A 26,290-nucleotide genomic window follows, 5' to 3' on the forward strand; every position below is an offset into this window, starting at 1 on the left:
TCCCGCAGCGAAATCAAGGAGGAGGCCGCAGGCCGGGGGACATTCGCGGAGGGAAGTACCCGGTGGCCTGGGCACGCGCCCTGAACAAGCGCCTTACAACCCCAGCTGCCGAAAATCCCGAGGCGCGTGCCCCGTCCACTGCAGGAACGCGCGCGAAAAGCTCTTCTCGTTGCGAAAGCCCACCGCCAGCGCCACCTGCTTGATCGGCCGCGTGGTCCGGCGCAGCTGCTCCACCGCCAGCTCGTGCCGCACCTCGTTCTTCAGCACCTGCAGCGAGGTGCCTTCCTCATGCAGCTGCCGATGCAAGGTGCGCCCCGACACGTTCAGCAGCCCCGCCAGCGCCTCGGCCGTGGTCGCCTCGCCGGCACGCGCGCGCAGCAGTTCGCGCACGCGCTGCCCCAGCAGGCGGTCGCGGCGGTACTGCAGCACCGTGAGCGGCAGGGCGCGCTTGAGCATGGTGCGCAGCGCGCGCTCGTCGCGCAGCAGCGGCAGCGCGAGGTAGCGTTCGTCGAAGCTGATGCTGGCCTGCGGCGCGTCGAAGTGCACGTCGGGCGTGAACATCAGCGGGTAGGCGTCGCGGTGCGGCGGCGCCGCGAACGGAAAGGTGGCCTGGCGCAGCGAGATGCGCGAGTCGATCGCCCAGCACACGTAGCCGTGCATGAAACGCAGGCTCGTCACCAGGCAGAACTCGCGGAACGCCGGATCGAGCGGGCGGTTCTCGGTGATGCGCAGCGTGGCCACGCCGCCGGTCACGTCCAGCGCGAGCGTGATGTCCTCGGTCAGCAGGCGGTGGTGGCGGCACCAGCGTTTCATGGCCACGCCCAGGTCGGGCGAGGTGAGCGAGGCGCGGCACAGCATGCCGTAGCTGCCCCAGGGCAGGCGGCGCGAGAACCAGCCCAGCGCCTCGTCGTCCAGCTCCTGCATCGCGTGGCCCGACAGCGCCTCGAACTGCGCGGCCGTCACCCGGGCGCCCGGGCGGGCCAGCTCGCGCGGCGCGATCTGTGCCGCCTGCAGGGCCTGCGCCGGGTCCTTGCCGTAGCGGGCATATCCTTGCACGATGGCTCGCACGAAGGCCATCGGCGTGACGGCGCGGGCGGGTCGCAGGAAGGCGGGGGACGACGTGGTGGAGGGCATCGGTCGTGGCGCAATTTGCAACCATTGTGGCGCCAATTGCGGCGCCACGAGGCGTAAGCTGCGTTTTTTCAAGCGCCATCCGCGCGGGCAGCCCTGCGCGCCGACCCCTTCAGAGGAGACAAGACTCATGCACGATTTCGGCCTCAACTTCGATCTGGGCGACGACATCGACGCGCTGCGCAGCGCGATCCAGGACTTCGCCGCCAACGAAATCGCGCCCCGCGCCGCCGAGATCGACCGCGACAACCTGTTCCCGCACGACCTGTGGCAAAAGCTCGGCGAACTGGGCCTGCACGGCATGACGGTGAAGGAAGAATTCGGCGGCACCGAGCTGGGTTACCTGGCCCACATCGTGGCCATGGAAGAAGTCTCGCGCGCCTCGGCCTCGGTGGGCCTGTCGTACGGCGCGCACTCCAACCTGTGCGTGAACCAGATCCACCGCAACGGCAGCGAAGCGCAGAAGAAGAAATACCTGCCCAAGCTGGTGAGCGGCGAGCACGTGGGCGCGCTGGCCATGAGCGAGCCCAACGCCGGCTCCGACGTGGTGAGCATGAAGCTCAAGGCCGACAAGAAGGACGGCTACTACGTGCTCAACGGCGGCAAGATGTGGATCACCAACGGCGGCGACGCCGACACGCTGGTCATCTACGCCAAGACCGAACCCGAGATGGGCGCGCGCGGCATGACGGCCTTCATCGTCGAAAAGAATTTCAAAGGTTTTTCGGCCGGCACCAAGCTCGACAAGCTCGGCATGCGCGGCTCCAACACCTTCCCGCTGTTCTTCGACAACTGCGAAGTGCCCGAAGAGAACGTGCTCGGCGGCGAAGGCATGGGCGCCAAGGTGCTGATGAGCGGCCTGGACTACGAGCGCGCCGTGCTCTCGGGCGGCCCGCTGGGCATCATGGCCGCCTGCATGGACGCCGTGATCCCCTACATCCACGAGCGCCAGCAGTTCGGCCAGAGCATCGGCGAGTTCCAGCTGATGCAGGGCAAGATCGCCGACATGTACTCGACCTGGCAGGCCACCCGCGCCTACGTGTACGCCGTGGGCAAGGCCTGCGACCGCAACGACCATGCGCGCACCTTCCGCAAGGACGCGGCCGGCGCCATCCTGTACTCGGCCGAGAAGGCGACCTGGATGGCCGGCGAGGCGATCCAGACGCTGGGCGGCGTGGGCTACACCAAGGACTTCCCGGTCGAGCGGCTGTGGCGCGACGCCAAGCTGTACGAGATCGGCGCGGGCACGAGCGAAGTGCGGCGCATGCTGATCGGTCGCGAGCTGTTCTCCGAAACCGCATAAGCCGCGCTGCACACCCTCACCCCACCCTCTCCCCGCAGGGAGAGGGCGCCAGACAAGGAGACAAGACGATGCCACTGACGCAGAGCCTGGCCCAAGGCGCCACGGACGTCCCCCTCATCGAGCAAGCCATCGGCGACTTCTTCGACGACATGGTCGAGAAGCAGCCCGACCGCGAAGCCCTCGTCAGCCGCCACGAAGGCCAGCGCTTCACCTACCGCGAACTGCAGACCGCGTCGAACAAGCTGGCCAGCGCACTGCTGGGCCTGGGGCTCGTGCCCGGCGACCGCGTGGGCATCTGGTCACACAACAACGTGCCCTGGGTGCTGATGCAGATCGCCACCGCCAAGGTCGGCCTGATCCTCGTGAACATCAACCCCGCCTACCGCACCTCGGAGCTCGAGTACGCGCTCAACAAGGTCGGCTGCAAGGCGCTGGTGACGATGGCGCAGTTCAAGACCAGCGACTACCTGGGCATGCTGCGCGAGCTGGGCCCGGCCAAGCTGCCGCTGCTGCAGCACACCTTCTGGATCGACAAGCCCGGCCAGGGCGACGAGCAGCCCGGCATGCGCCGCTTCAGCGAACTGCTGGCCGGCGGCGATGCGGCCGACGCGCGCGTGGCCGCCACGCAGAAGACGCTGAAGGCCACCGACCCGATCAACATCCAGTTCACCAGCGGCACCACGGGCTTTCCCAAGGGCGCGACGCTCACGCACCGCAACATCCTGAACAACGGCTTCTTCATCGGCGAGTGCATGAAGCTCACGCCGGCCGACCGCCTGTGCATTCCGGTGCCGCTGTACCACTGCTTCGGCATGGTGCTGGGCAACCTGGCCTGCCTCACGCACGGCTCGGCCATCGTGTATCCGAACGACGGTTTCGACCCGCTCACGGTGCTCGAGACCGTGCAGGCCGAGAAGTGCACGGGCCTGCACGGCGTGCCCACGATGTTCATCGCCGAGCTGGACCATCCGCGCTTCAAGGAGTTCGACCTGTCCACGCTGCGCACCGGCATCATGGCCGGCTCGCCGTGCCCCATCGAGGTGATGAAGCGCGTGGTCAACGAGATGCACCTGGGCGAGATCACCATCGCCTACGGCATGACCGAGACCAGCCCCGTGAGCTGCCAGAGCAGCACCGACACGCCGCTGGACCGCCGCGTGTCGACCGTGGGCACGGTGCAGCCGCACCTCGAGGTGAAGATCATCGACCCCGAGACCGGCGCGATCATGCCGCCGGGCCAGTCGGGCGAGCTGTGCACGCGCGGCTACTCGGTGATGCACGGCTACTGGGAGGACGAGCCCAAGACGCGCGAGGCCATCGACGCCGAGCGCTGGATGCACACCGGCGACCTCTCCACGATGGATGCCGAGGGCTACGTGAACATCGTCGGGCGCATCAAGGACCTGGTGATCCGCGGCGGCGAGAACATCTACCCGCGCGAGATCGAAGAGTTCCTGTACCGCCACCCGAAGGTGCAGGACGTGCAGGTGGTCGGCCTGCCCGACAAGAAGTACGGCGAAGAGCTGTGCGCCTGGATCATCGTCAAGCCCGGCCAGACGGCCACCGACACCGAGATCCGCGACTTCTGCAAGGGCCAGATCGCGCACTACAAGGTGCCCAAGTACATCCAGTTCGTTTCCGAGTTCCCGATGACGGTGACCGGCAAGATCCAGAAATTCAAGATCCGCGACGCCATGACCGAGCAGCTCGGTCTCAGCCAAGAAAAGACAGCATGAGCAAACTCGAAACCAAACTCAACGCACGGTCCGCAGACTTCCAGGCGAACGCTGCCGCCATGCGCGCGCTGGTCGACGACCTGCAGCAGCAGTTCGCGAAAGTGGAGCAGGGCGGCGGCGAGGCCGCGCGCGCCAAGCACACGGCGCGCGGCAAGCTGCTGCCGCGCGACCGCGTGGCCGAGCTGCTCGACCCGGGCACGCCCTTCCTCGAAATCGCGCCGCTGGCCGCGCATGCGATGTACCTCGATGCCAAGGGGGCCGAGTCGGCACCGGGCGCCGGCATCATCGCGGGCATCGGTCGGGTGAACGGCGTGGACTGCATGATCGTGTGCAACGACGCCACCGTGAAGGGCGGCACCTACTACCCGATGACGGTCAAGAAGCACCTGCGCGCGCAGGAGATCGCCGAGCAGAACCGCCTGCCCTGCATCTACCTCGTGGACTCGGGCGGCGCCAACCTGCCGAACCAGGACGAGGTGTTCCCCGACCGCGATCACTTCGGCCGCATCTTCTACAACCAGGCCAACATGAGCGCCCAGGGCATCCCGCAGATCGCGGTGGTCATGGGCTCGTGCACGGCCGGCGGCGCGTACGTGCCGGCGATGAGCGACGAGTCGATCATCGTGAAGAACCAGGGCACCATCTTCCTGGGTGGCCCGCCGCTCGTGAAGGCGGCCACCGGCGAGGTCGTGTCGGCCGAAGACCTGGGCGGCGGCGACGTGCACACGCGCCTGTCGGGCGTGGTCGACCACCTGGCGCAGAACGACCTGCACGCGCTGGCGCTGGCACGCTCGGCGGTGGCCAACCTCAACGCGAAGGCCGCCGACACGCCGCAAGGCACCGCGGTGCGCGCGCCCGACTTTCCGCGCGAAGAGCTGTACGGCGTGATCCCCACCGACACGCGCAAGCCCTTCGACGTGCGCGAGATCATTGCGCGCATCGTCGACGGCAGCGAGTTCCACGAGTTCAAGGCCCGTTTCGGCGCCACGCTGGTCTGCGGCTTTGCCGAGATCGAGGGCATGCCCGTGGGCATCATCGCGAACAACGGCATCCTGTTCAGCGAGTCGGCACAGAAGGGCGCGCACTTCATCGAGCTGTGCTGCCAGCGCAAGATCCCGCTGGTGTTCCTGCAGAACATCACCGGCTTCATGGTGGGCCGCAAGTACGAGAACGAAGGCATCGCGCGCCACGGCGCCAAGATGGTGACGGCTGTGGCCACGGCCAACGTGCCCAAGTTCACGATCATCATCGGCGGCAGCTTCGGCGCCGGCAACTACGGCATGTGCGGCCGCGCGTACAGCCCGCGCTTCCTCTGGATGTGGCCCAACGCGCGCATCAGCGTGATGGGCGGCGAGCAGGCCGCGAGCGTGCTGGCCACCGTGAAGCGCGACGGCATCGAACTGAAGGGCGGCAGCTGGAGCGCCGACGAAGAAGAAGCCTTCAAGGCCCCGATCCGCCAGCAGTACGAAGACCAGGGCCACCCCTACTACGCCACCGCGCGCCTGTGGGACGACGGCATCATCGACCCGGCCGACACGCGCCGCGTGCTCGCACTGGGCCTGGCCGCCTCGCGCAACGCGCCGATCCCCGAACCCAAGTTCGGCATCTTCCGCATGTGACCAGGGGCACCGCATGAGCAGCACCTTCACCAAGCTGAACCTCGCCATCGACGGCGCGGTGGCCCGCATCTGGCTCGACCAGCCCGACGCACGCAACGCCTTCGACGACATCGTCATCGCCGAGCTCACGCAGGCCTTCACCGAAGCTGGCGCCGCGCCGCAGGTGAAAGCCATCGTGCTCGGCGCGAACGGCCCGGCCTTCTGCGCGGGCGCCAACCTCAACTGGATGCGCCGCATGGCCGACTACACGCGGGGCGAGAACCTCGCCGACGCGGGCAAGCTGGCCGACATGCTGCGCACCATCGCCGAGTGCCCCAAGCCCACCATCGCGCGCGTGCAGGGCGACGTGTACGCGGGCGGCATGGGGCTGGTCGCGGCCTGCGACATGGCCGTGAGCGTGGACACCGCGTGGTACTGCCTCAGCGAAGTGAAGATCGGCCTCGTGCCCGCGACCATCAGCCCGTACGTGCTGCGTGCGATGGGCCCGCGCGCCTCGCAGCGCTACTTCCTCACGGCCGAGCGCTTCACCGCCGCCGAGGCGCACCGCATCGGCTTCGTGCATGAGGTGGTGGCTGCCGACGCGCTCGACGCCAAGGTCGACGAGCTGCTCAAGGCCCTCACCGGCGCCAGCCCCGCCGCCGTGCGTGCCTGCAAGCAGCTGATCGCCGACGTGGCCGGCCGCGAGATCGACGGCGCGCTCATCGCCAAGACGGTCGAAGGCATCGCCGACATCCGCGCCAGCGACGAAGGCCGCGAGGGCGTGCAGGCCTTCCTGCAGAAGCGCAAGCCGTCCTGGCTCGCCGGCTGACAGCCAACCAAGGACCGCCATGAACGCACTCGACATGCCGCAACTGCTCGCACTGGCCGCCGCCATCGGCTGGGCCAGCGGCGTGCGCCTGTACCTCGTCGTGCTGCTGACCGGCCTGGTCGGCTACTTCGGCTGGGTGCCGCTGCCTTCGGGGCTGCAGATGCTTGCGCATCCGATCGTGCTCGCGGTCAGCGGTTTCATGGTGTTCGTCGAGTTCTTCGCCGACAAGATCCCGGGCCTGGACTCGCTGTGGGACGTGGTGCACACCGCCATCCGCATCCCCGCCGGCGCGGCGCTCGCGGCCAGCGTGTTCGGTGCCGACCATGGCGCCATGGCCGTCGTCGCGGCGCTGCTGGGTGGCGGCTTCGCGGCCACGGCGCATGCGGCCAAGGCCACCACGCGCGCGGCCATCAACACCTCGCCCGAGCCGTTCTCGAACGTCGGTGCGTCGCTGGTCGAAGACTCGATGGTGCCGGCCGGGTTGTGGCTCGCGGTCGCGCATCCGCTGGTCTTTCTGGTGCTGTTCGTCTTCGTGCTCGTGCTCAGCGTGTGGCTCATCCGCAAGAGCTGGCGTTTTCTGCGCGCGCTGTTCAGCCGCGTGGCACGCATCTTCAGTGGCCGGCCCGATCCGGGCGTCACGTCCGCCTTTCAACTGAAAAAGAATCCTCCGGGAGACACTCCGAATGTTTAAGAAGATCCTCATCGCCAACCGTGGCGAGATCGCCTGCCGCGTGGCCGCAACCGCTCGTCGCATGGCGGTTCGCACCGTCGCCGTGTACTCCGATGCCGACGCGCACGCCAACCATGTGCGCGCCTGCGACGAGTCGGTGTACCTCGGCGGCAGCGCCCCGAAGGACAGCTACCTGCGCTGGGAAAAGATCCTCGAGGCCGCCAAGGCCACGGGCGCTGAAGCCGTGCACCCGGGCTACGGCTTCCTCAGCGAGAACGAAGAGTTCGCGCAGGCCTGCGCCGACGCCGGGCTGGCCTTCATCGGCCCGCCGCCCTCGGCGATCAAGGCCATGGGCCTGAAGGCCGAGTCGAAGCAGCTGATGGAAAAGGCCGGCGTGCCGCTCGTGCCCGGCTACCACGGCAGCGACCAGGACCCGGCGCTGCTGCAGCGCGAGGCCGACCGCATCGGCTACCCGGTGCTCATCAAGGCCAGCGCCGGCGGTGGCGGCAAGGGCATGCGCGCGGTCGACAAGGCCGCCGACTTCGAAGCCGCGCTGGCCTCGTGCAAGCGCGAAGCCATCAACAGCTTCGGCGACGACGCGGTGCTGATCGAGAAGTACGTGCAGCGCCCGCGCCATATCGAGATCCAGGTGTTCGGCGACACGCAGGGCAACTACGTCTACCTGTTCGAGCGCGACTGCTCGGTGCAGCGCCGTCACCAGAAGGTGCTCGAGGAAGCGCCCGCGCCCGGCATGACCGAGGCGATGCGCAAGCAGATGGGCGATGCGGCCGTGGCCGCGGCGCGTGCCGTGAACTACGTGGGCGCGGGCACGGTGGAGTTCATCGTCGAGCAGCGCGAAGGCGGCGAGATGAACTTCTTCTTCATGGAGATGAACACGCGCCTGCAGGTGGAGCACCCGGTGACCGAAGCCATCACCGGCCTCGACCTGGTGGAGTGGCAATTGCGCGTGGCCTCGGGCGAACCGCTGCCCGCCAAGCAATCGGAGCTGCAGATCCACGGCCACGCCATCGAGGCGCGCATCTGCGCCGAGAACCCCGACAACAACTTCCTGCCCGCCACCGGCACCTTGCGCGTGTACCGCAAGCCGCAGGCCACCGCCTTCCAGCGCAGCCGCGTGCGCATCGACGACGGCGTGCGCGAGGGCGGCGAGATCTCGCCCTTCTACGACTCGATGATCGCCAAGCTCATCGTGCACGGCAGCACGCGCGCCGAGGCGCTGGCCCGGCTCGATGCCGCGCTGGCCCAGGTGCAGATCGTGGGCGTGTCGACCAACGTGCAGTTCTTGCGCGGCATCCTGGCGACCGAGTCGTTCTCGAAGGCCAACCTCGACACCGCGCTCATCGAGCGCGAGCGCGCCGTGCTGTTCGACCGCGAGCCACTGGGCCTGCCGCTGGCCGCGGCCGCCGCCATCACGCGCACGCTGGTCACCGAGTGGCCGACGCAACTGCCCGACCCCTTCGAGCGCCGCGACGGCTGGCGCGCACATGGCGAGTACAAGCGCCGCTTCGACTTCGAGTTCCGTGGTGCCGAGCACAGCGCACTGCTGACCTACCGCCGCGACGGCGGCCTGCACCTCGCCGTGGGCGGTGTCGAAGGCCCGCTCACCATCGGTCGCTTTCCCTCGGGTGAGTTCGAGCTCGAGTTCGCCGGCACGCGCCAGACCCTCGACGTGCACCTGGACGGCGCCACCGCCCACGTGTTCGCCGCGAAGGGCGCCACGCGCCTCACCGCCATCGACCGCCTCGCCCATGCGGGCGACACCCACGCCGAAGGCGGCCGCCTCACGGCGCCGATGCCCGGCAAGGTCGTGTCCTTCGCGGTCAAGGCTGGCGACAAGGTCAGCCGCGGCCAGCCGCTGGCCGTGATGGAAGCCATGAAGATGGAGCACACCATCGCCGCGCCGGCCGACGGCACGGTGGAAGAACTGATGTTCTCGCCGGGCGAGCAGGTGGCGGAGGGCGACGAATTGTTGCGAATGGCGGCTGCCGCTTAACCCCGATCCGGGCGCTCGCCCGTATCAGCGGTGGTAGTCATTCTTTTCAAGGAGTCCTGATGAGCCGCCGCACCCTTTCCCTGTCGACACCTCGCGCCGCCGTGCGCCACCGCGCAGGCGCTGTCCTGCTGGCCCTGGCGGCCGCCCTGTCGCTGGCCGGCTGCGACCGCCAGCGCAGTGCCGAGTCGGCCGCGCCGGCCTCCGCGTCCATGCCGGCGCCGCCGATGGGCTATGGCGGTGCCATGAAAGCACAGCGGGCGAGCGCACCGCAGGCCGAGATCGCCGCGTCGCAGTCCGACGAGGCGCGGGGCGGCAGTGGCGAGACCGCGCTGCAGCGCTTTCTGGCCGTGCGGCAGGACCTGAATGTCGAAGTGCCGGCTGAACAGCTGGCCGATGCCTGGGGCAAGGTGCGCGACCTGTGCGGCACGCTGAAGTGCGAGCTGCTGTCGTCTTCGCTGCTGCGCGAGACGCCGCAGCAGCCGGGCAATGCCCTGCTCGAGATGCGCGTGGAACCCGCCGACGTCGACAAGCTGCTCGGCGGCCTGGCCGGCGTGGCGAACGTGGTCTCACACACCACCACCAGCGAGGACAAGACCTCCGAGGTGATCGACGTCGAGGCCCGCATCAAGAACCGCACCGAGTTCCGCGACAGCCTGCGCGTGATGCTGCGCGACACCGTCACCAAGCGCACCATGGCCGACCTGCTGGCGATCCAGCGCATGCTGTCGGACACCCAGGCCGAGCTCGACGCCATCGCCACCCAGCGCAAGGTGCTGGCGCAGCAGACCAGCAAGCAGCACATCCAGATCCAGTTCACGCCCAAGCGCGCGCTGGTCAGCGGCAGCGACGGCTACAGCCCGATGGCGCACGCGCTGCGCAACGCCGGCGACGTGCTGGCCGAAAGCGTGGGTGCGCTCATCACCTTCGTGGCCGCGGCGCTGCCGTGGCTGCTGCTGGTGGTGCTGCCCGTGGGGTGGCTGGTGCGGGTGCTGTGGCGTCGTCGCCGCGCCAAGGTGGCGTGAGACACTGCGCGCCGGCCGCGCCCGACACAGCGCGGCCGCACGACAAGAAGGAGGGGCCGCATGGCGGGTCGATTTTGGAAGTTTCTTGCGGGGCTGGGCCTGGGGAAGGCGCAGGACGATGGGGCGGTGCCTGCCTCCGTGCCAGGTGCGCCTGAACCGGCGCCACCGCCCGCAGCGCCCCCTGCACTGCGCTACACCTTCGACGTCAAACTTGCCCAGCCCATGGAACGGTTGATTGCCGCCCCGTGGGCCTCGGCGCCCCCGACGCCGCCGAAGCCCTTGAAGCGCCCACCACGGAACCCGCCCGCGCCACCCGTCGAGGCACCTCCGCCGCAGTTCGACGCGACCCCGGACCTGCCGGAGCCCTTCGGCTACAAGGTCTGCTGGTTTGCCGTGCAAGCCTCGGACCCCGCACAAGTGCTCGATGCCCTCGGGTGGGCGTCCGAAGGGCCGGCCAACTGGCACACCGGCATCGCGGCGGCCTACCGCCGGACGTCTGGCGGACAGGCCCCCTGGGTGTTCGCATCACCGCCCGTCGACGGCTGGGTGTTGCTCGTGGGGGACGGCCTGCCGTATCCCGCCGTGTACCCGGAGGACCGCCTCGAAGGCATCGGGCAGGCCTTCGACGTGATCTTCACGCGCCTGAAGGACCATTTCGGCGAAGCGCAGTTCTTCGGCAGCCACCGTGTCGCCGACTTCGTCACCTGGGCGCGCGCACGCCGCGGCGAGCCCGGGCGGCAGTTCTGCTATGCAGGCAGCAGCGGCGAGGTGTATGCGAACGTGGGCGCACAGAGCGCCGAGGAAGCCGCACTGGGCTTTGCCGTGCTCAGCGGACTGTCGCCGGTCGATGCGCGCGATCGGCTCTCGGACCTGCTCGAGGATGAATTCGCACGGGAGGCAGCGCTGGTCGCCTCAGGCATGTCGCGGCGCGACGCCGACCGCCAGGTCCGTCCGACTGGCCGCAGCGTCATGCCCGGCGAAGAAGACGTCACGGCGCTCGCCGGTGCGTGGAGTGTCGACCCCACGCAGTTCGACGAACCGGACCGGGGTTACGCGCCGGGCGTGGGGTTGATGGCCCGCGTTCCGACGGACCTGGGGCAAGCGCCCGTCAGCCCACCACCACTTCACTGATCTGCATCACCGGCGCGATGTCGGTGTAGTTCTTCACGTCGCCCATGATCTCCTTCACGTGCGGGCCGAAGGCCTTCTGGAAGGACTCGACCGATTCGGCGAACACGTGGCACATGCCGACGTAGGTGGGCGGCGAGCCCGGGGCGCCGCCGCCCAGGCCCTTGTCGATGGTGTACGAGAGGCAGGCGTCGCCCATGCGGGCCTTGAGCATCGGCATGTGCTGGTCGCGGTAGTAGTCGTGGTCGAACCGCGCGCCGGGGGTGTGGGGGTACATCACGCTGACTTTGATCATGGAAGGTGTCTCCTGGGTGGCTGAATGCGGTCGAGCATAGGAGATGGCGCGCGACGCAACAAGCCGGCGCCTTCTAAGATGGCGCCCATGCGAATCTCCGTCTACCTCACCGACAACCGTCCCGATCCCTGGATCGATGGCCTGAAGGCCGAACTCCCCGAAGCCACCATCGAAGCCTGGACGCCCGGCGCGCCGCAGGCCGACCACGGCGTGGTGTGGGCGCCGCCCCAGCAGTTCCTCGACGAGCAGCCCGACCTGCGCGGCCTGTTCAACATCGGCGCGGGCGTCGATGCGCTGCTCAAGCTCAAGGTGCCGGCGCACACGCGCATCGTGCGCCTGGACGACGCGGGCATGTCGGTGCAGATGGCCGAATACGTGTGCCACACGCTCATCCGCCACTTCCGCGAGTTCGACGTGTACGAAGCGGATGCGCGCGAGGGCAAGTGGAGCTACCGCAAGCCGAAGCTGCGGCGCGACTTCCCCGTAGGCATCATGGGCCTGGGCGTGCTCGGCGAGCGCGTGGCCAAGGCCGTGGCGCAGTTCGAATTTCCGGTGCTCGGCTGGAGCCGCTCTGCCAAGGCCATCGACGGCGTGCAGGTGTTCAGCGGCGAGGCGCAGTTCGACGAGTTCCTGGCCTCCACGCGCGTGCTGGTCAACCTGCTGCCGCTGACCGAGGCCACGCGCGGCATCCTGAACCGCACCACGCTGGGCAAGCTCAAGCCCGAGGGCTACCTCATCAGCATCGCGCGCGGCGGCCACCTGGTGGAAGACGACCTGATCCCGATGCTCGACGCCGGCCAGCTCGCGGGCGCGACGCTCGACGTGTTCCAGGTCGAGCCGCTGCCGGCCGACCACGCCTTCTGGCGCCACCCGAAGATCACCGTCACGCCGCACGGCTCGGCGCGCACGCTGCGCGAGGAGTCCATCGCCCAGATCGCCGGGAAGATCCGCGCGATGGAGCAGGGGCTGCCGATCGCCGGCATCGTCGATCCCGTCCGCGGCTACTGACGGCCCGGCGCCGACGACGACGAACCGGCTGACACGCGGCCGGCGGGGGAAAACCCCGACGCTTTTGTTTTTCACATACGAGAAAATTTCTTCATGGTTGTGAAAACAGCGTTCCGCGTGATCGAGATCGTCGAGCTCTTTGCCCGGGAGAAGCAGCCGCTGGCCCTGTCCGAGATGGCGCGGCTGCTCGACATGCCGGTGTCCAGCTGCCTGGGCCTGATCCGCACGCTCGAAGAGCAGGGCTACATGTACGAGACCGGCCGCCGCCAGGGCTACTACCCCACGGGCCGGCTGCTGGCCATGGCGCAGGTCATCGCCGCGCACGACCCGGTGCTCGACCGGGTGAAGGCCACGCTCGAGGAACTGCGCGACGCCGCCTGCGAAACGGTGGTGTTCGGCAAGTTCCGCGATGCCGAGCACGTCGTGTACCTCGACGTGCTGAGCGCGCCGCAGCGCATCCGCTACACGGCCGAGTCGGGCGAAACGCGCCCCGCGTACGCCAACTCGCTGGGCCGCGCGCTGCTGTCCACGCTCGCGCCCGAAGCGCGCCGCAAGCTGCTCGAGGGCATGACGCTCGCGCCGCTGACCGACGCCACGCTCACCACCGCCGACGCCATCGAGGCCGAGCTGCAGCGCGGCGCCGCGCGCGGCTGGTACGGCAACCTCGGCGAAAGCATTCCCGACCTGATCGGCCTGGCCTGGCCGCTGCGCATCGGCGGCGAGGCCTACGCAATCTCGGTGGCCGGCCCGCGCTACCGCATGGAAGCGCGCATCGACGACATCGCCGCGATGCTGCGCTCGGCCTGCCTGGCGATCGAACCCAAGACAGAGAACCCCCGATGACTGCCACCGCTGCGCGCTACTTCGTCCGCGAGGACGAGATCACCGGCTACCACCCTGCCAACCACACCGGCACGCTGAACAAGCGCCTGATCGGTCCCGAGACGGTGGGCGCAAAGCAGCTCGAGGTGCTGGTGGGCCACATCCAGAAGGGCAAGGGCGCGCTGCCGCATGCGCACCCGGGCATCGAACAGGTCTGCTACATGCTCGAAGGCCGCGCGGTCGCCGAGGTGGGCGGCCAGCGGCAGGAGTTGCACCCTGGCGACAGCTGCTTTTTTCCGGCCGACGCGATGCACACCTTCACGGTGGTGAGCGACGAGCCGGTGCGCGTGCTGGTGATCTACAGCCCGCCGTACGAGGAATCGCCGGAGCGCGTGATCCGGCCCTGAACGACAACCCCGGAGACACACCCATGCAGACGAAGAACGCGACAGAAACAGTCGCGGTGGAAAGCCGCCGCCGTTTCATTTCCATCGGTGCTGCGGCGGGCCTGGCGGGCGCCGCGCCCTGGGCCTTCGCGCAGGACGGCGGCTACCCGAAGCAGCCGATCAAGCTCGTCGTGCCCTTCGCGGCCGGCAGCGGCACCGACGCGGTGGCGCGCATCACCGCGCAGATGCTGGGCGAGGCGCTCAAGGCCTCGGTGATCGTCGACAACCGGGCCGGCGCCAGCGGCGTGATCGCGGCCGAGCTGGTGGCCAAGGCGCCGCCCGACGGCTACACGCTCTTCATGACGACCAACACCACGCACTCGGCCAACCCGAGCCTGATGAAGTCGCTGCCCTACGACCCGGTGAAAGACTTCGCGCCCGTCAGCCGCATGGGCAACCTGCCGTTCATGCTGGTGGTGAACAACGATCTGCCCGTGAAGAGCGTGGCCGAGCTGCTGGCCTGGGGCCGCGCGCATCCGGGCAAGCTGACCTACGCCAGCGGCAACAGCACCGGCATCGTGAGCGGCGCCACGCTGTCGCGCATGAGCGGCATCCCGATGCTGCACGTGCCCTACAAGAGCACGCCGCCGGCCATCGCCGACCTCATCGGCGGGCAGGTGTCGATGATGGTGGTCGACCTCGCCGCGGGGCTCGCCACGGTCAAGGCCGGCAAGATGCGCGCGATTGCGGTCACCACGCAGGAGCGCACCAAGCTCTTTCCCGAGCTGCCGCCGCTGGCCGACACGCCCGAGCTCAAGGGCTTCGACATCACCTCGTGGAACGGCGTGTTCGCGCCGGCCGGCACGCCGCGCGATGTCGTGCTGAAACTCAACAAGGCGCTGTCGGAGATGGCGAACGGCGCGGCGTTTCGCGAGCGCGTGACGAAGCTGGGCTTCGATGCGTTCGGCAGCACGCCGGAAGAACTCGGGGCGTTCACCGTGTCCGAACTGGCGAAGTGGAAGAAGTTGATCCAGGCCGCGGGCATCCAACCCGAATGAGCGGCGCGACCGGCCCCCTCGAAGGCATCCGCATCCTCGACCTCACGGCCGTGGTGATGGGCCCGTACGCCACGCAGACGCTCGGCGACCTCGGCGCCGACGTCATCAAGGTCGAACCGCCGTCGGGCGACAACCTGCGCGCGGTCGGCCCGATGCGCCATGCGGGCATGGGCGCGATGGCGATGCACCTGAACCGCAACAAGCGCTCCATCGTGCTCGACCTCAAGCAGCCCGAAGGCCGCGAGGCCTGCCTGCGGCTCGCGGCGGGCTGTGATGCGCTCATCTACAACACGCGCCCGCAGGCGATGGCGCGGCTGGGGCTCGGCTACGAGGCCGTGGCCGCGGTCAATCCGAAGATCGTGTACCTCGGCGCCTTCGGCTACGGCGAAGAAGGCCCCTATGCCGGCAAGCCTGCGTACGACGACCTGATCCAGGGCGCGGCCGGCGTGGCCTTGCTCTTCGCGCAGCAAAGCGGTGGGGAACCGCGCTACGCGCCCGTCACGCTGGCCGACCGCGCCGTGGGGCTACAGGCCGCCATCGCGCTGCTCGCCGCCGTGCTGAGCGCGCAGCGCACCGGCAAAGGCCAGGCCGTGGAGGTGCCGATGTTCGAGGCGCTCTCGCAGTTCGTGATGGGCGACCACCTCGGCGGCCACAGCTTCGAGCCGCCGCTCGGGCCCATCGGCTACGCGCGTCTGCTCGCGGAGCACCGCAAGCCCTACGCCACGGCCGACGGTTACCTCGGCGTGCTCATCTACAACGACAAGCACTGGCAGGCCTTCTTCGACGTGATCGGCCGGCCCGAGCTGCGCAGCTCGCCGATGTTCGGCACGCACACGGCGCGCGCCGCGAACATCGGCGCGGTCTATGCGTTCGTGGCCGAGGTGATGGCCACGCGCGGCAGCGACGAATGGATGGTGCTGCTCGAAGCCGCCGACATTCCGGTCGCGCGCCTGCACACCACCGAGAGCCTGCTCGACGACCCGCACCTGCGCGCCGTCGATTTCTTCCCCGAGTTCGACCACCCGAGCGAAGGCCGCATCCGCACGCTCGCGCCCGTCGGCCGCTACAGCGCCACGCCCGCGGCCATCCGCCGGCCTGCACCGCGCATCGGCGAGCAGAGCGTGGAGTTGCTGCGCGAAGCGGGCTACGCGGAAGAAGCCATAGCCGACATGCTCGCGCGCGGCGTCACGCTGCAGCCGGAACCCATGAAAGGCAAGAGCGAATGAATTTCTCCCTGAACGAAGACCAGCGTTCGCTCGTCGCGGCCATCGAGCGCCTGTGCGAAGACTTCCCCATCGACTACTGGCGCGACCACGACGACCGCGCCGTGTTCCCGCACGAATTCCACCGCGCCGTCGCCGACAGCGGCTGGCTCGGCATCGCCATGCCCGAAGCGCAGGGCGGCGCGGGGCTGGGCATCACCGAGGCGGCGCTGATGATGCGTGCCATCAGCGCGTCGGGCGCGGGCATGTCGGGTGCGTCGTCGGTGCACATGAACATCTTCGGCCTCAACCCGGTGGTGGTGTTCGGCACCGAGGCGCAGCGCCAGCGCTTCCTGCCGCCGCTGATCGCGGGCACCGAGAAGGCCTGCTTCGCCGTGACCGAGCCCGACGCGGGGCTCGACACCACAAGCCTCAAGACGCAGGCGGTGCGCCAGCCGAACGGCAGCTATGTGCTGCACGGCCGCAAGATCTGGATCTCGACCGCGCAGGTGGCCGACCGCATGCTGATCCTCACGCGCACCACGCCGCTGGATCAGGTGAAGAAGCCCACGCAAGGCCTCACGCTGTTCTACACGGCGCTGGACCGAAGCAAGGTCGAGGTGCGCGAGATCCACAAGCTGGGCCGCGCGGCGGTCGACTCCAACATGCTCTTCATCGACGGCCTCGAGGTGCCCGAAGAAGACCGCATCGGCGAGGAAGGCCGGGGCTTCGAATACATCCTGCACGGCCTGAACCCCGAGCGCATCTTGATCGCCGCCGAAGCCATCGGCATCGGCCGCGCCGCGCTGCGCATCGCTTCGCAGTACGCGCAGGAGCGCGTCGTGTTCGGCCGGCCCATCGGCCAGAACCAGGGTGTGGCGCATCCGCTCGCGCGCGCCTGGGCCAACCTGGAGGCGGCCGACCTCATGATGCTCAAGGCCGCCACGCTCTATGACGCGGGCGAGCCCTGCGGCATCGAAGCCAATGCCGCCAAGTACCTGGCGGCTGAGGCGGCGCACGACGCCTGCCAGAACGCCGTGCTCACGCTGGGTGGCATGGGTTACGCGAAGGAATACCATGTCGAGCGCCTGCTGCGCGAGAGCTACATCCCGCGCATCGCACCGGTCAGCCCGCAGATGATCCTGAACTTCATCGCCGAGAAGGCACTGGGGCTGCCGAAGTCGTACTGACCACTGCCCATGAACCCACACGCCACCATCACCCGCCATCTCGTCGTCCACGGCCTCGTGCAGGGCGTGGGTTATCGCTGGTCGATGGTGCAGGCCGCGCAGCGGCTCGGCGTGCGCGGCTGGGTGCGCAACCGGCGCGACGGCAAGGTCGAAGCGCTCGTGGCCGGCGAGGCCGATGCGGTCGAGGCGCTGGTGCACTGGGCGCGCCAGGGGCCGGCCGGTGCGCGCGTGGAGGCGGTCGATGTGAGCGAGGCCGACGCCACGGGCGATCTGCCCGACGGCTTCGTGCAGCGCGAAACCGTCTAGCGGCTGTTTTCCTGCGGGGCCGACCGGTTGGCACCATTTGCAACCCCACAGGCGCGCATTGCTACCTTCCGCGACTTGTGTACCAAGCAGCGAAAGCCCATGTGTCAGACAATCGAAGCCGGTTTTTCATCCCCCTCCCGCGACAGCGACACCAGAGACATCCCATGAAACTCCCCACCCAGGTCAAGCTCGTCGACGTCGGTCCGCGCGACGGCCTCCAGAACGAAAAGCAACCCGTCTCCGCCGAGGTCAAGATCGGTCTCGTGCACCGCCTGCAGGACGCCGGCCTGAAGGAGATCGAGGTCACCAGCTTCGTCTCGCCCAAGTGGGTGCCGCAGATGGCCGACAACGCCGAAGTGATGCACGGCATCACGCGCAAGCCGGGCGTCCTCTACTCGGTGCTCACGCCCAACATGAAGGGCTTCGAGGCCGCCATTGCCGCGCCGCGCGAAGAGTGGCCCGACGAGATCGTGGTGTTCGGCGCCGCGAGCGAGGCCTTCAGCCAGAAGAACATCAACTGCTCGATCGCCGAGAGCATCGAGCGCTTCGCGCCCGTGGTCGAGGCGGCGCGCGCGAAGGGCATCGCCGTGCGCGGCGCGATGTCGTGCACGGTGGGCTGCCCGTACGAAGGCGAGATCGATCCGTCCAAGGTCGGCTACCTCGCGCAACTGATGAAGGGCATCGGCGTGCAGCGCGTGGACGTGGCCGACACCATCGGCGTGGGCACGCCGCGCAAGGTGCAGGCGGCCATGGAGGCCACGCTGGCGCACTTCGATGTCGACGCCATCTCCGGCCACTTCCACGACACCTACGGGCAGGCGCTGGTCAACACGCTGGCGGCGCTCGAACTCGGCGTGTGGAACTTCCAGTCGTCCTCGGCGGGTCTCGGCGGTTGCCCCTACGCCAAGGGCGCGACGGGCAACGTCGCGACCGAAGACGTGGTCTACATGCTGCACGGCATGGGCATCGCCACCGGTATCGACCTGGACAAGCTCATCGACGCGGGCGTGTACATCAGCGAAGCGCTGGGGCGCGAGCCGAACTCGCGCGCCTCGAAGGCGATCCGCACCAAGCGCGCGGGCTGAGCCTTCCTTCTTTCTTCTCAGCGCCCGAAGGCGCGCAGCCCCAGCAGCACCACCACCGCGGCGGCCAGCAGCACGGTGGTGCACTGCCAGAAGAGCACCGGGCGGCGCTCGATCAGCGGCGGCATCCGCGCACTCCAGAACTCCGGGCCCGGCGTGCGCAGGTCGTGCGCGAACTCCGACACCGCCTGCTGCCGCTTCGCGGCCTGCGGGTGCAGCGCCTTCTGCAGCACGGCATCGACCCACGCGGGCAGCTCGGGCCGCAGGTGGCGCACGGGCACGTAGCGCAGCCGCCCCACGTCGGCTTGCGTGCGGATGCGCGACACCTGCAGGCCGTAGGGCAGCTGGCCGCACAGCATCTGGTAGACGATCGCGGCCAGCGAGAACAGGTCGGAGCGCGCGCTGCCGCCGTGGCCGGTGAAGTACTCGGGCGCGGTGTACTGCAGCGTGCCTTCGATGGCGAGCGCGCGGGCCTCGCCGCTGCCGTCGGCCAGGCCGGCCACGTGGGTCGCGGCCAGGTCGATGATCTTCACGGTGCCGGCGCGGTCGATCATCACGTTCTCGGGCCGCAGGTCCTGGTGCAGCATCTCCTTGCCGTGCAGCGCCTGCAGCCCGCGCGCCAGCTGCGCGACGATGCCGCGCACGCTGTCCAGGTCGGGCCGGGGGTGGTCGACCATCCACTGCGCGAGCGTGTGGCCGTCGACGTACTCCATGGCCACGTACAGGTGCGCGCGCGGGCGCTCGACGGCGCTGGCCTTGAGCACGTGCGGGCTGTCGATGCGCCGCGCCACCCACTCCTCGAGCACGAAGCGGTCGAGGTAGCCGGGGTCGTCGCGCAGGTCGACCGACGGCAGTTTCAGCACGGCGGGCTGGCCGGTGGCGTCGTCGGTGGCCAGGTAGACGTGGCTGCGCGCGCTCATGTGCAGCTCGCGCACGAGGCTGAAGCCCTCGAAGCGCGCCCGCGGCGCCAGCGCCGGCGGCATCGCCAGGCCTTCGCGCTGCAGCTGCGCGGGCGGCGCGGCGGCGTCGGGCAGTTCGTCGATGCGCAGCAGCTGCACCGTGATGTCGTCGGTGCTGCCCCGGGTGCGCGCGGTTTCCGCGAGCCAGCGTGCTGCTTCGTCGAAGTCGTCGGCATGCAGCGCCAGCGCTTCGTGCACGGCGGCGGCGTCCAGGTGCGTGTAGGCGCCGTCGGTGGCCAGCAGGTAGACCTCGCCCACCTCGGCTTGCCAGCAACGGTGGTCGATTTCGACATGGGCGCCCGCGCCCAGCGCGCGCCCGAGGTACGACTCGGCCGACGACACGCGCACGCGGTGGTCCTCGGTGAGCTGTTCGAGCGCGCCGGCATGCAGCCGGTGGATGCGCGCGTCGCCCACGTGCAGCAGGTGCGCGTCGCGGCCCTTGAGGATCAGCGCGCTGAAGGTGCAGACGTAGCCGCTGTCCTTGTCGAAGCGCGCGTCGCTGCGCATCGTCTGCGCATGCAGCCAGGCGTTGGTGGCGCCCAGCACGCGCTGCGCCGCGCGCTGCACCGACCAGGTGTCGGAGGTCGCGTAGTAGTCGTCGAGAAAGCCGCGCACGGCCGCCGCGCTCGCCACCTGGCTCACGCGGCTGGAGCCGATGCCGTCGGCCAGCGCCACGGCGATGCCCTTGGAAAGAAGCAGCGCGCCCTCGGGCAGCATGGCGCCGTGGAAGTCCTGGTTGACCGGCGCGTGAAGCCCCGCCAGCGAATGCTGGCCGAGCGTCACGCGCAGCTGCTTGCGCGGCGGCGCGGGCATGCGAACGATGCGGTGGCTCAGCCGGCGACGCGCTTGGCCGCCGTCTTGTAGTGCGTGGCGTACAGCGTGAGGCCCACGAAGGTCAGGCCGCCGACGAGGTTGCCGATCACGGTGGGCAGTTCGTTCCAGATCAGGTAGTCCATGAAGGTGAACTTGCCGCCCAGCATCAGGCCGGCGGGGAACAGGAACATGTTGACGATGGAGTGCTCGAAGCCCATGTAGAAGAAGACCATCACGGGCATCCACATGCCGATGGCCTTGCCCGACACGGTGGTCGACATCATGGCCGCGACCACGCCGGTCGAGACCATCCAGTTGCACATCACGCCGCGGATGAACAGCGTGAGCATGCCGGCCGCGCCGTGCGCCGCATAGCCGACGGTGCGGCCTTCGCCGATGTGGCCGAGCTTCTCGCCGATGGCGTTGGGCGCTTCGCTGAAGCCGAAGGTGAAGATGATCGCCATGAACACCGCCACCGTCAGCGCGCCGGCGAAGTTGCCCACGAACACCAGGCTCCAGTTGCGCATCACGCCGGCCCAGGTGGCGCCGGGGCGCTTGTCGAGCACGGCCAGCGGCGCCAGCGTGAACACGCCGGTGAGCAGGTCGAAGCCCAGCAGGTACAGCATGATGAAACCGACCGGGAACAGCATGGCGCCGACCAGCGCATTGCCGGTGTTCACGGTGATGCTCACGGCGAAGGCGGCGGCCAGCGCGAGGATGGCGCCGGCCATGTACGAGCGGATCAGCGTGTCGCGCGTGGACATCAGCAGCTTGGATTCACCGGCGTCGACCATCTTGGTCACGAATTCGGCAGGGGCGAGGTAGGCCATTCGGGGTCCTTGGAGAGAGGCTGAAAAAACGGAAGAGGGCGAAGCGGCGTCAGGCCAGCGCGACGAGCACGCGGCCGTCCTCGACGCGCACCGCATGCGCGCGCACCGAGTGCTCGGGCGCCTCCAGGCATTCGCCGCTGCGCAGGTCGAAGTGGTTCTTGTAGAGCGGCGAGGCCACGACGATGCGCTCGCCCAGGCTGCCGACCAGCCCGCGCGAGAGCACGCTGACGCCGGCCTTCGGGTCGACGTTGTCGATGGCGAAGAGCGACGGCTCCTGGCCGACGCGGAAGATCGCGACATGCACGCCGTCGACCAGCGCGCACACGCCGGTATCGGGGAGGATGTCGCCGGCGGCGCACACGGCGGTCCAGGTCTGGGTGTCTGTGGTCATGGTGGGCTTTCTTCCTTGTCGTTGGCTCAGGCTTCGCTGGTTTCGCGGCGCTCTTCGGGGCGTGCGGGACGGTTCTGGCCGCGCTCCTGCACGAAGACGATGTGCTCGTCGGGCTTCTCGCTGTTCACGAAGGAGCGGAAGCGCTGGCGCGTGGCGGGGTCGTTCACCGCGGTCTTCCATTCGCACTGGTAGGTGTCGACCACGTGCTGCATCTGCGCCTCGAGCTCGGCGCCCAGGCCCAGCGTGTCCTGCAGCAGCACGCCCTTGAGGTAGTCGAGGCCGCCCTCGAGGTTCTCGCGCCAGGTGCTGGTGCGCTGCAGGCGGTCGGCCGTGCGCACGTAGAACATCAGGAAGCGGTCGATCATGCGGATGAGGTCGGCCTTGCTCAGGTCGCTCGCCAGCAGCTCGGCATGGCGCGGCTTCATGCCGCCGTTGCCGCACACATAGAGGTTCCAGCCCTTGTCGGTGGCGATGATGCCGACGTCCTTGCCCTGCGCCTCGGCGCATTCGCGGGTGCAGCCCGACACGCCGAACTTGATCTTGTGCGGCGCGCGCAGGCCCTTGTAGCGGTTCTCCAGTTCCACGGCCAGGCCGACGCTGTCGTCCACGCCGTAGCGGCACCAGGTCGAGCCCACGCAGCTCTTCACCGTGCGCAGCGACTTGCCGTAGGCATGGCCCGACTCGAAGCCGGCGGCGATGAGTTCTTCCCAGATGGACGGCAGCTGCTCGACGCGCGCACCGAACATGTCCACGCGTGCCCCGCCGGTGATCTTGGTGTACAGGCCGTACTTCTTCGCGACCTGGCCCACGGCGATCAGCCCCTCGGGCGTGACCTCGCCACCGGGCATGCGCGGCACCACGGAGTAGGTGCCGTCCTTCTGGATGTTGCCCAGGAAGTAGTCGTTGCTGTCCTGCAGGCCGGCCAGGTCTTTCTTGAGCACGAACTCGTTCCAGCACGAGGCGAAGATGCTCGCGGCGGTCGGCTTGCAGATGTCGCAGCCCAGGCCCTTTCCATGCTTCGCGAGCAGGTCGGCGAAGCTGCGGATCTCGCCCACGCGGATGAGGTGGTACAGCTCCTGGCGCGAGTAGGGGAAGTGCTCGCACAGGTGGTTGTTCACGGCCATGCCGCGCTTGGCCATTTCCATCTTCATGACCTGCGTGACCAGCGGCACGCAGCCGCCGCAGGTGGCGCCGGCCTGGGTGCAGGCCTTCATCTCGGCGGGCGTGCACACGCCCTGGCCCACGGCTTCGCAGATCTGGCCCTTGGTGACGCTGTTGCACGAGCAGATCTGTGCGGTGTCGGGAAGGGCCTCGACGCCCAGGCCCGGTTTCGCCTTGCCGTCGCTCGACGGCAGGATCAAAAACTCGGGTTCGTCGGGCAGCGCGATGCCGTTGAGCGCCAGCTGCAGCAGCGTGCCGTACTCGCCGGCGTCGCCGACCAGCACCGCGCCCAGCAGCTGCTTGCCGTCTTCGCTGACCACGATCTTCTTGTAGACCTGCTTGCGCTCGTCGATGTACTGGTAGGCGCGCGACTTCGGCGTCTTGCCGTGCGCGTCGCCGATGCTGGCCACGTCGACGCCCATCAGCTTGAGCTTGGTGCTCAGGTCGGCGCCGGTGAAGGCGGCGTCGTCCTGGCCGGCGATGTGGCGCGCGGCCACGCGGGCCATGTCGTAGCCCGGCGCGACGAGGCCGAAGGTCTGTTCGTTCCACGACGCGCATTCGCCGATGGCGTAGACGTTGCGGTCGCTGGTGCGGCAGTGGCTGTCGATCGCCACGCCGCCGCGCGGGCCCACGGCCAGCAGGCTCTGGCGCGCCAGTTCGTCGCGCGGGCGGATGCCGGCGGAGAACACGATCATGTCGGTCTCCAGGTGCGTGCCGTCGGCGAACACCATGCGGTGCCGTGCGCTCGCGCCGTCGACGATCTCCACCGTGTTGCGGCCGGTGTGCACGTGCAGGCCCAGCGCCTCGATGCTGCCGCGCAATGCACGGCCACCGCCTTCGTCGACCTGCACCGCCATCAGGCGCGGTGCGAACTCGACGACGTGCGTTTCCAGGCCCATGTCGCGCAGCGCCTTGGCGCATTCCAGGCCCAGCAGGCCGCCGCCCACCACCACGCCGCTGCGCGATCTGGCGCCGCAGGCCTTCATGGCGTCGAGGTCCTCGATGGTGCGGTAGACAAAGCAGTTCGGCCGGTCGCGGCCCGGCACGGCCGGCACGAAGGGGTTGGAGCCGGTGGCCAGCACCAGCTTGTCGTAGGCGATCACCTCGCCGTCGGCCGTGGTCACGGTGTTGTTGCGCCGCTCGACGGCCACGGCCCGCGCGGCCAGGCGCAGCGTGAAGCCGCTGCGCTCGAAGAAGCCGGGCTCGACCAGCGACAGGTCGTCGGCCGTTTTGCCGGAGAAGTACTCGGACAGGTGCACCCGGTCGTAGGCCGGGCGTGGCTCTTCGCACAGCACGGTGACCTGTGCGTCGGGAATGCCGAGCGTGTGGAGTTGCTCGAGGAACTTGTGGCCGACCATGCCGTGGCCGATGACTGCGATCTTCATTGGGGGTCCTGCACGCAACCGGCCCTGGAAGGCGCCCCCGCAGCCGCTGTCGAACAGACAGCGTCGTTGGGGCCCCCGCGACGGAACGGATGCGAAATGGGTTGGAGCAGACGAACCGGCGGCGGGCGGCCATCGGTGCGCTTGAACCCCGCCGTCGTTAGCGGAGGCATTGCGAACCCGCCGCAGAGGCCGGTGGGTCGCCACCGTGTTCAGCAATAAGCGTGCCGCGCTCAAAAGCCCGTGCGGCGGGCCTCACCGGCCCGTGGCGCACCGAAACCGGACCGGGCGCGACGGGGCACGCACGGGCGTCGTGCGCCGGCGCTCTCCGCATTGGTGCGCCGGGGTGGAGGGGCGGATGCGGGCGGTGGCGTCGGTGCGCGGGGCTTTTCCGTATGCTCGGGGCCTTGCAACGCAGGGCGAACGCCCCCACGAACCCCGAAGAACTTGCCATGTGCGGCTCCGAACTCCATTCCCTCCCTGAAGGTGTCCAGCGCGTCTCCCGCGTGCTGCAGGACGCCGGCCATCCCCATGCACCCCGCATGCTCGACGACGCCTGCCGCACCGCGCAGCAGGCCGCCGACGCGCTCGGCATCTCGGTCGGGCAGATCGCCAAGAGCATCATCTTCCGCCGCAAGAGCGACGAGGCGGCGGTGCTGGTCATCACCTCGGGCGACAAGCGCGTCGACGAGAAGAAGGTCGACGCCATCGTCGGCAAGACCGGCCGCGCCGACGCCGACTTCGTGAAGGCGCGCACCGGCTTCACCATCGGCGGCGTGTCGCCGGTGGGCCATGTGACCAAGCCCGTGGTGCTGATCGACCGCGAGCTGTTCCGCTTCGAGGAGATCTGGGCCGCCGCGGGCCATCCGCACGCGGTGTTCCAGCTGCACCCGAACGATCTCGAGAAGCTCACCGGCGCGCCGGTGGCCGACGTGGTGTGAACTTCGACGAAGCGCATGCGCTCGCCGAGCGCGCCGGGACCGTGCAGCGCATGGACGGCGAGGTGCCTTCGCCGTGCTCGTCGGTGTGCCGCATGGACCGCCTGAGCGGCTTCTGCGAAGGGTGCCTGCGCACCATTCCCGAGATCGCCGGCTGGAGCAAGATGGAAGACGACAGCCGCCGCCAGGTGTGGCGCGCGATCGAACTGCGGGCCCAGGCCGGCATCTGGCGCGTGCCAGAACCCACCACAGGAGACCACGACGCATGAAGCACATCGACTTCTATCTCGATTTCATCTCACCCTACGCGCACCTGGCGTTCGAGCAGCTGCCCGAGGCGCTCGAAGGCCTGAGCGTGAGCGTGGCCTACAAGCCGGTGCTGCTGGGCGCGCTGCTCAAGCACCACGGCCAGCTCGGGCCGGCGGAGATTCCCTCCAAGCGCAGCTGGACCTACCGCCACGTGCTGTGGCTGGGCCAGGCGCACGGCATCCCCATCGAGATGCCGGCCTCGCACCCCTACAACCCGCTGCCGCACCTGCGCCTGGCCGTGGCCACGGGCGACGACGGCAGCATCAGCCGCCTTGCGGCCGAAACCCTCTTTCGCCATGTGTGGCGCGGCGGCGAAGAGGCGGGCGATGCCACGCGGCTGGCCGCGCTCACGGCGCAGCTGCAGCCGAAGCGCGACGTGAACGGCGACGAGAACAAGGCCCTGCTCAAGCGCAACACCGACGAAGCCGTGGCGCAGGGCGTGTTCGGCGTGCCCTGCTACGTGGTCGACGGGCGCCTGTTCTGGGGCTTCGACGGCCTGGCGATGCTGCGCGCCTACCTGCAGGGCGACGCCTGGTTCGACGGTCCGCAATGGACCGGTGCCGACCAGCGCCCCTCGTTGCTGCGCAAGAGCTGAGGCTTTTTGCTGCTTCGCAGCAAGGACTGAGGACAAACCCGCGCAGGGTCCTTGTTTCTTACAAGCTGAAACGAGCAGCGCGGGTTTCACCCTAAACCGTAAGCGCCCGTTCAGTTTCGCGAAAGCCTCGGG

General features: G+C 69.0%; 25 protein-coding genes. 19 read left to right on the forward strand and 6 right to left on the reverse strand.

The annotated features are described in order from the left end of the window. Nucleotides 1–93 precede the first annotated feature (93 nt). Nucleotides 94–1,134, reverse strand: a complete 1,041-nt coding sequence (locus tag AC1RAD_RS23995; protein ID WP_492737589.1) for an AraC family transcriptional regulator — start codon at nt 1,132–1,134, stop codon at nt 94–96. A gap of 127 nt (nt 1,135–1,261) precedes the next feature. Between AC1RAD_RS23995 and AC1RAD_RS24000 the strand changes: the two genes are divergently transcribed. From AC1RAD_RS24000 to AC1RAD_RS24035, 8 genes are all read left to right on the forward strand, one after another. After that, a complete protein-coding gene (locus AC1RAD_RS24000) occupies nt 1,262–2,434 on the forward strand; it encodes an isovaleryl-CoA dehydrogenase (protein ID WP_062478706.1) in 1,173 nt (390 codons plus the stop codon). 68 nt (nt 2,435–2,502) lie between these two features. Continuing rightward, complete coding sequence (locus AC1RAD_RS24005; protein ID WP_492737591.1) at nt 2,503–4,170, forward strand: AMP-binding protein; 1,668 nt, start codon at nt 2,503–2,505, stop codon at nt 4,168–4,170. Then, nucleotides 4,167–5,789: a carboxyl transferase domain-containing protein gene (locus AC1RAD_RS24010; RefSeq protein WP_095746923.1), complete on the forward strand. Its 1,623-nt coding sequence runs from the start codon at nt 4,167–4,169 to the stop codon at nt 5,787–5,789. The genes AC1RAD_RS24005 and AC1RAD_RS24010 overlap by 4 nt, the downstream gene beginning before the upstream one ends. A 13-nt stretch (nt 5,790–5,802) precedes the next feature. Further along, nucleotides 5,803–6,597 (forward strand): enoyl-CoA hydratase/isomerase family protein, encoded by a 795-nt coding sequence (locus AC1RAD_RS24015; RefSeq protein WP_492737594.1) that lies wholly within the window; start codon nt 5,803–5,805, stop codon nt 6,595–6,597. A 19-nt stretch (nt 6,598–6,616) separates the two neighbouring features. Further along, on the forward strand, nt 6,617–7,288 hold the full coding sequence (locus AC1RAD_RS24020; RefSeq protein ID WP_062478695.1) for a DUF4126 domain-containing protein: 672 nt from the start codon (nt 6,617–6,619) through the stop codon (nt 7,286–7,288). Continuing rightward, nucleotides 7,281–9,281, forward strand: a complete 2,001-nt coding sequence (locus AC1RAD_RS24025; protein WP_492737596.1) for an acetyl/propionyl/methylcrotonyl-CoA carboxylase subunit alpha — start codon at nt 7,281–7,283, stop codon at nt 9,279–9,281. Before AC1RAD_RS24020 ends, AC1RAD_RS24025 begins: the two co-directional genes overlap by 8 nt. 59 nt (nt 9,282–9,340) lie before the next feature. After that, on the forward strand, nt 9,341–10,303 hold the full coding sequence (locus AC1RAD_RS24030; RefSeq protein ID WP_492737598.1) for a DUF4349 domain-containing protein: 963 nt from the start codon (nt 9,341–9,343) through the stop codon (nt 10,301–10,303). 279 nt (nt 10,304–10,582) lie between these two features. Next, on the forward strand, nt 10,583–11,434 hold the full coding sequence (locus tag AC1RAD_RS24035) for a hypothetical protein (RefSeq protein WP_492737600.1): 852 nt from the start codon (nt 10,583–10,585) through the stop codon (nt 11,432–11,434). Here AC1RAD_RS24035 and AC1RAD_RS24040 read toward each other — a convergent pair. Further along, on the reverse strand, nt 11,412–11,726 hold the full coding sequence (locus AC1RAD_RS24040; RefSeq protein ID WP_062477314.1) for an EthD family reductase: 315 nt from the start codon (nt 11,724–11,726) through the stop codon (nt 11,412–11,414). The two genes, AC1RAD_RS24035 and AC1RAD_RS24040, sit on opposite strands and share 23 nt — an antisense overlap. A gap of 87 nt (nt 11,727–11,813) precedes the next feature. On the opposite strand from AC1RAD_RS24040, the gene AC1RAD_RS24045 reads away from it, so the two are divergent. From AC1RAD_RS24045 to AC1RAD_RS24080, 8 genes are all read left to right on the forward strand, one after another. After that, nucleotides 11,814–12,734 carry a 2-hydroxyacid dehydrogenase gene (locus AC1RAD_RS24045; protein ID WP_062477390.1) on the forward strand — a complete coding sequence of 307 codons (921 nt, stop codon included), beginning with the start codon at nt 11,814–11,816 and terminating at the stop codon, nt 12,732–12,734. A 93-nt stretch (nt 12,735–12,827) separates the two neighbouring features. Beyond that, nucleotides 12,828–13,577: an IclR family transcriptional regulator gene (locus AC1RAD_RS24050; protein ID WP_062477316.1), complete on the forward strand. Its 750-nt coding sequence runs from the start codon at nt 12,828–12,830 to the stop codon at nt 13,575–13,577. Continuing rightward, nucleotides 13,574–13,963 carry a cupin domain-containing protein gene (locus tag AC1RAD_RS24055; RefSeq protein WP_095746917.1) on the forward strand — a complete coding sequence of 130 codons (390 nt, stop codon included), beginning with the start codon at nt 13,574–13,576 and terminating at the stop codon, nt 13,961–13,963. Before AC1RAD_RS24050 ends, AC1RAD_RS24055 begins: the two co-directional genes overlap by 4 nt. 23 nt (nt 13,964–13,986) lie before the next feature. Further along, complete coding sequence (locus AC1RAD_RS24060) at nt 13,987–15,000, forward strand: Bug family tripartite tricarboxylate transporter substrate binding protein (RefSeq protein ID WP_492737602.1); 1,014 nt, start codon at nt 13,987–13,989, stop codon at nt 14,998–15,000. Then, nucleotides 14,997–16,226, forward strand: coding sequence for a CaiB/BaiF CoA transferase family protein (locus AC1RAD_RS24065; protein ID WP_159272783.1), 1,230 nt, complete (start codon nt 14,997–14,999; stop codon nt 16,224–16,226). Before AC1RAD_RS24060 ends, AC1RAD_RS24065 begins: the two co-directional genes overlap by 4 nt. After that, on the forward strand, nt 16,223–17,392 hold the full coding sequence (locus AC1RAD_RS24070) for an acyl-CoA dehydrogenase family protein (RefSeq protein ID WP_159272784.1): 1,170 nt from the start codon (nt 16,223–16,225) through the stop codon (nt 17,390–17,392). Before AC1RAD_RS24065 ends, AC1RAD_RS24070 begins: the two co-directional genes overlap by 4 nt. 9 nt (nt 17,393–17,401) lie before the next feature. Next, a complete protein-coding gene (locus AC1RAD_RS24075; protein ID WP_492737604.1) occupies nt 17,402–17,698 on the forward strand; it encodes an acylphosphatase in 297 nt (98 codons plus the stop codon). Nucleotides 17,699–17,862: 164 nt separating this feature from the next. Further along, the gene (locus AC1RAD_RS24080) at nt 17,863–18,783 is read left to right on the forward strand and encodes a hydroxymethylglutaryl-CoA lyase (protein ID WP_492737606.1); all 921 of its coding nucleotides are present in this window, start codon (nt 17,863–17,865) and stop codon (nt 18,781–18,783) included. A gap of 17 nt (nt 18,784–18,800) precedes the next feature. Here the strand turns inward: AC1RAD_RS24080 and AC1RAD_RS24085 are convergent, their stop codons facing one another. The 4 genes from AC1RAD_RS24085 to nirB are packed head-to-tail and all read right to left on the reverse strand — an operon-like array spanning nt 18,801 to nt 24,319. After that, nucleotides 18,801–20,552, reverse strand: coding sequence for a bifunctional protein-serine/threonine kinase/phosphatase (locus tag AC1RAD_RS24085; RefSeq protein WP_492737608.1), 1,752 nt, complete (start codon nt 20,550–20,552; stop codon nt 18,801–18,803). Nucleotides 20,553–20,569: 17 nt separating this feature from the next. Continuing rightward, nucleotides 20,570–21,382: a formate/nitrite transporter family protein gene (locus AC1RAD_RS24090; RefSeq protein WP_369645300.1), complete on the reverse strand. Its 813-nt coding sequence runs from the start codon at nt 21,380–21,382 to the stop codon at nt 20,570–20,572. 49 nt (nt 21,383–21,431) lie between these two features. Continuing rightward, nucleotides 21,432–21,773, reverse strand: coding sequence for a nitrite reductase small subunit NirD (gene nirD / locus AC1RAD_RS24095; protein WP_492737610.1), 342 nt, complete (start codon nt 21,771–21,773; stop codon nt 21,432–21,434). 26 nt (nt 21,774–21,799) lie between these two features. Further along, nucleotides 21,800–24,319: a nitrite reductase large subunit NirB gene (gene nirB, locus AC1RAD_RS24100; RefSeq protein ID WP_492737612.1), complete on the reverse strand. Its 2,520-nt coding sequence runs from the start codon at nt 24,317–24,319 to the stop codon at nt 21,800–21,802. A 449-nt stretch (nt 24,320–24,768) separates the two neighbouring features. Here nirB and AC1RAD_RS24105 point away from each other — a divergent pair, with 449 nt between their 5' ends. The 3 genes from AC1RAD_RS24105 to AC1RAD_RS24115 are packed head-to-tail and all read left to right on the forward strand — an operon-like array spanning nt 24,769 to nt 26,158. Beyond that, on the forward strand, nt 24,769–25,257 hold the full coding sequence (locus tag AC1RAD_RS24105; protein WP_056577405.1) for a YbaK/EbsC family protein: 489 nt from the start codon (nt 24,769–24,771) through the stop codon (nt 25,255–25,257). Further along, entirely contained in the window at nt 25,254–25,523 is a 270-nt protein-coding gene (locus tag AC1RAD_RS24110) for a DUF1289 domain-containing protein (protein ID WP_082818188.1), read from the forward strand. The genes AC1RAD_RS24105 and AC1RAD_RS24110 overlap by 4 nt, the downstream gene beginning before the upstream one ends. Then, nucleotides 25,520–26,158: a 2-hydroxychromene-2-carboxylate isomerase gene (locus tag AC1RAD_RS24115; RefSeq protein WP_369645298.1), complete on the forward strand. Its 639-nt coding sequence runs from the start codon at nt 25,520–25,522 to the stop codon at nt 26,156–26,158. Before AC1RAD_RS24110 ends, AC1RAD_RS24115 begins: the two co-directional genes overlap by 4 nt. Nucleotides 26,159–26,290: the final 132 nt, after the last annotated feature.

The sequence above is a fragment of the Variovorax sp. GW823-FHT04B03 genome (assembly GCF_058796495.1).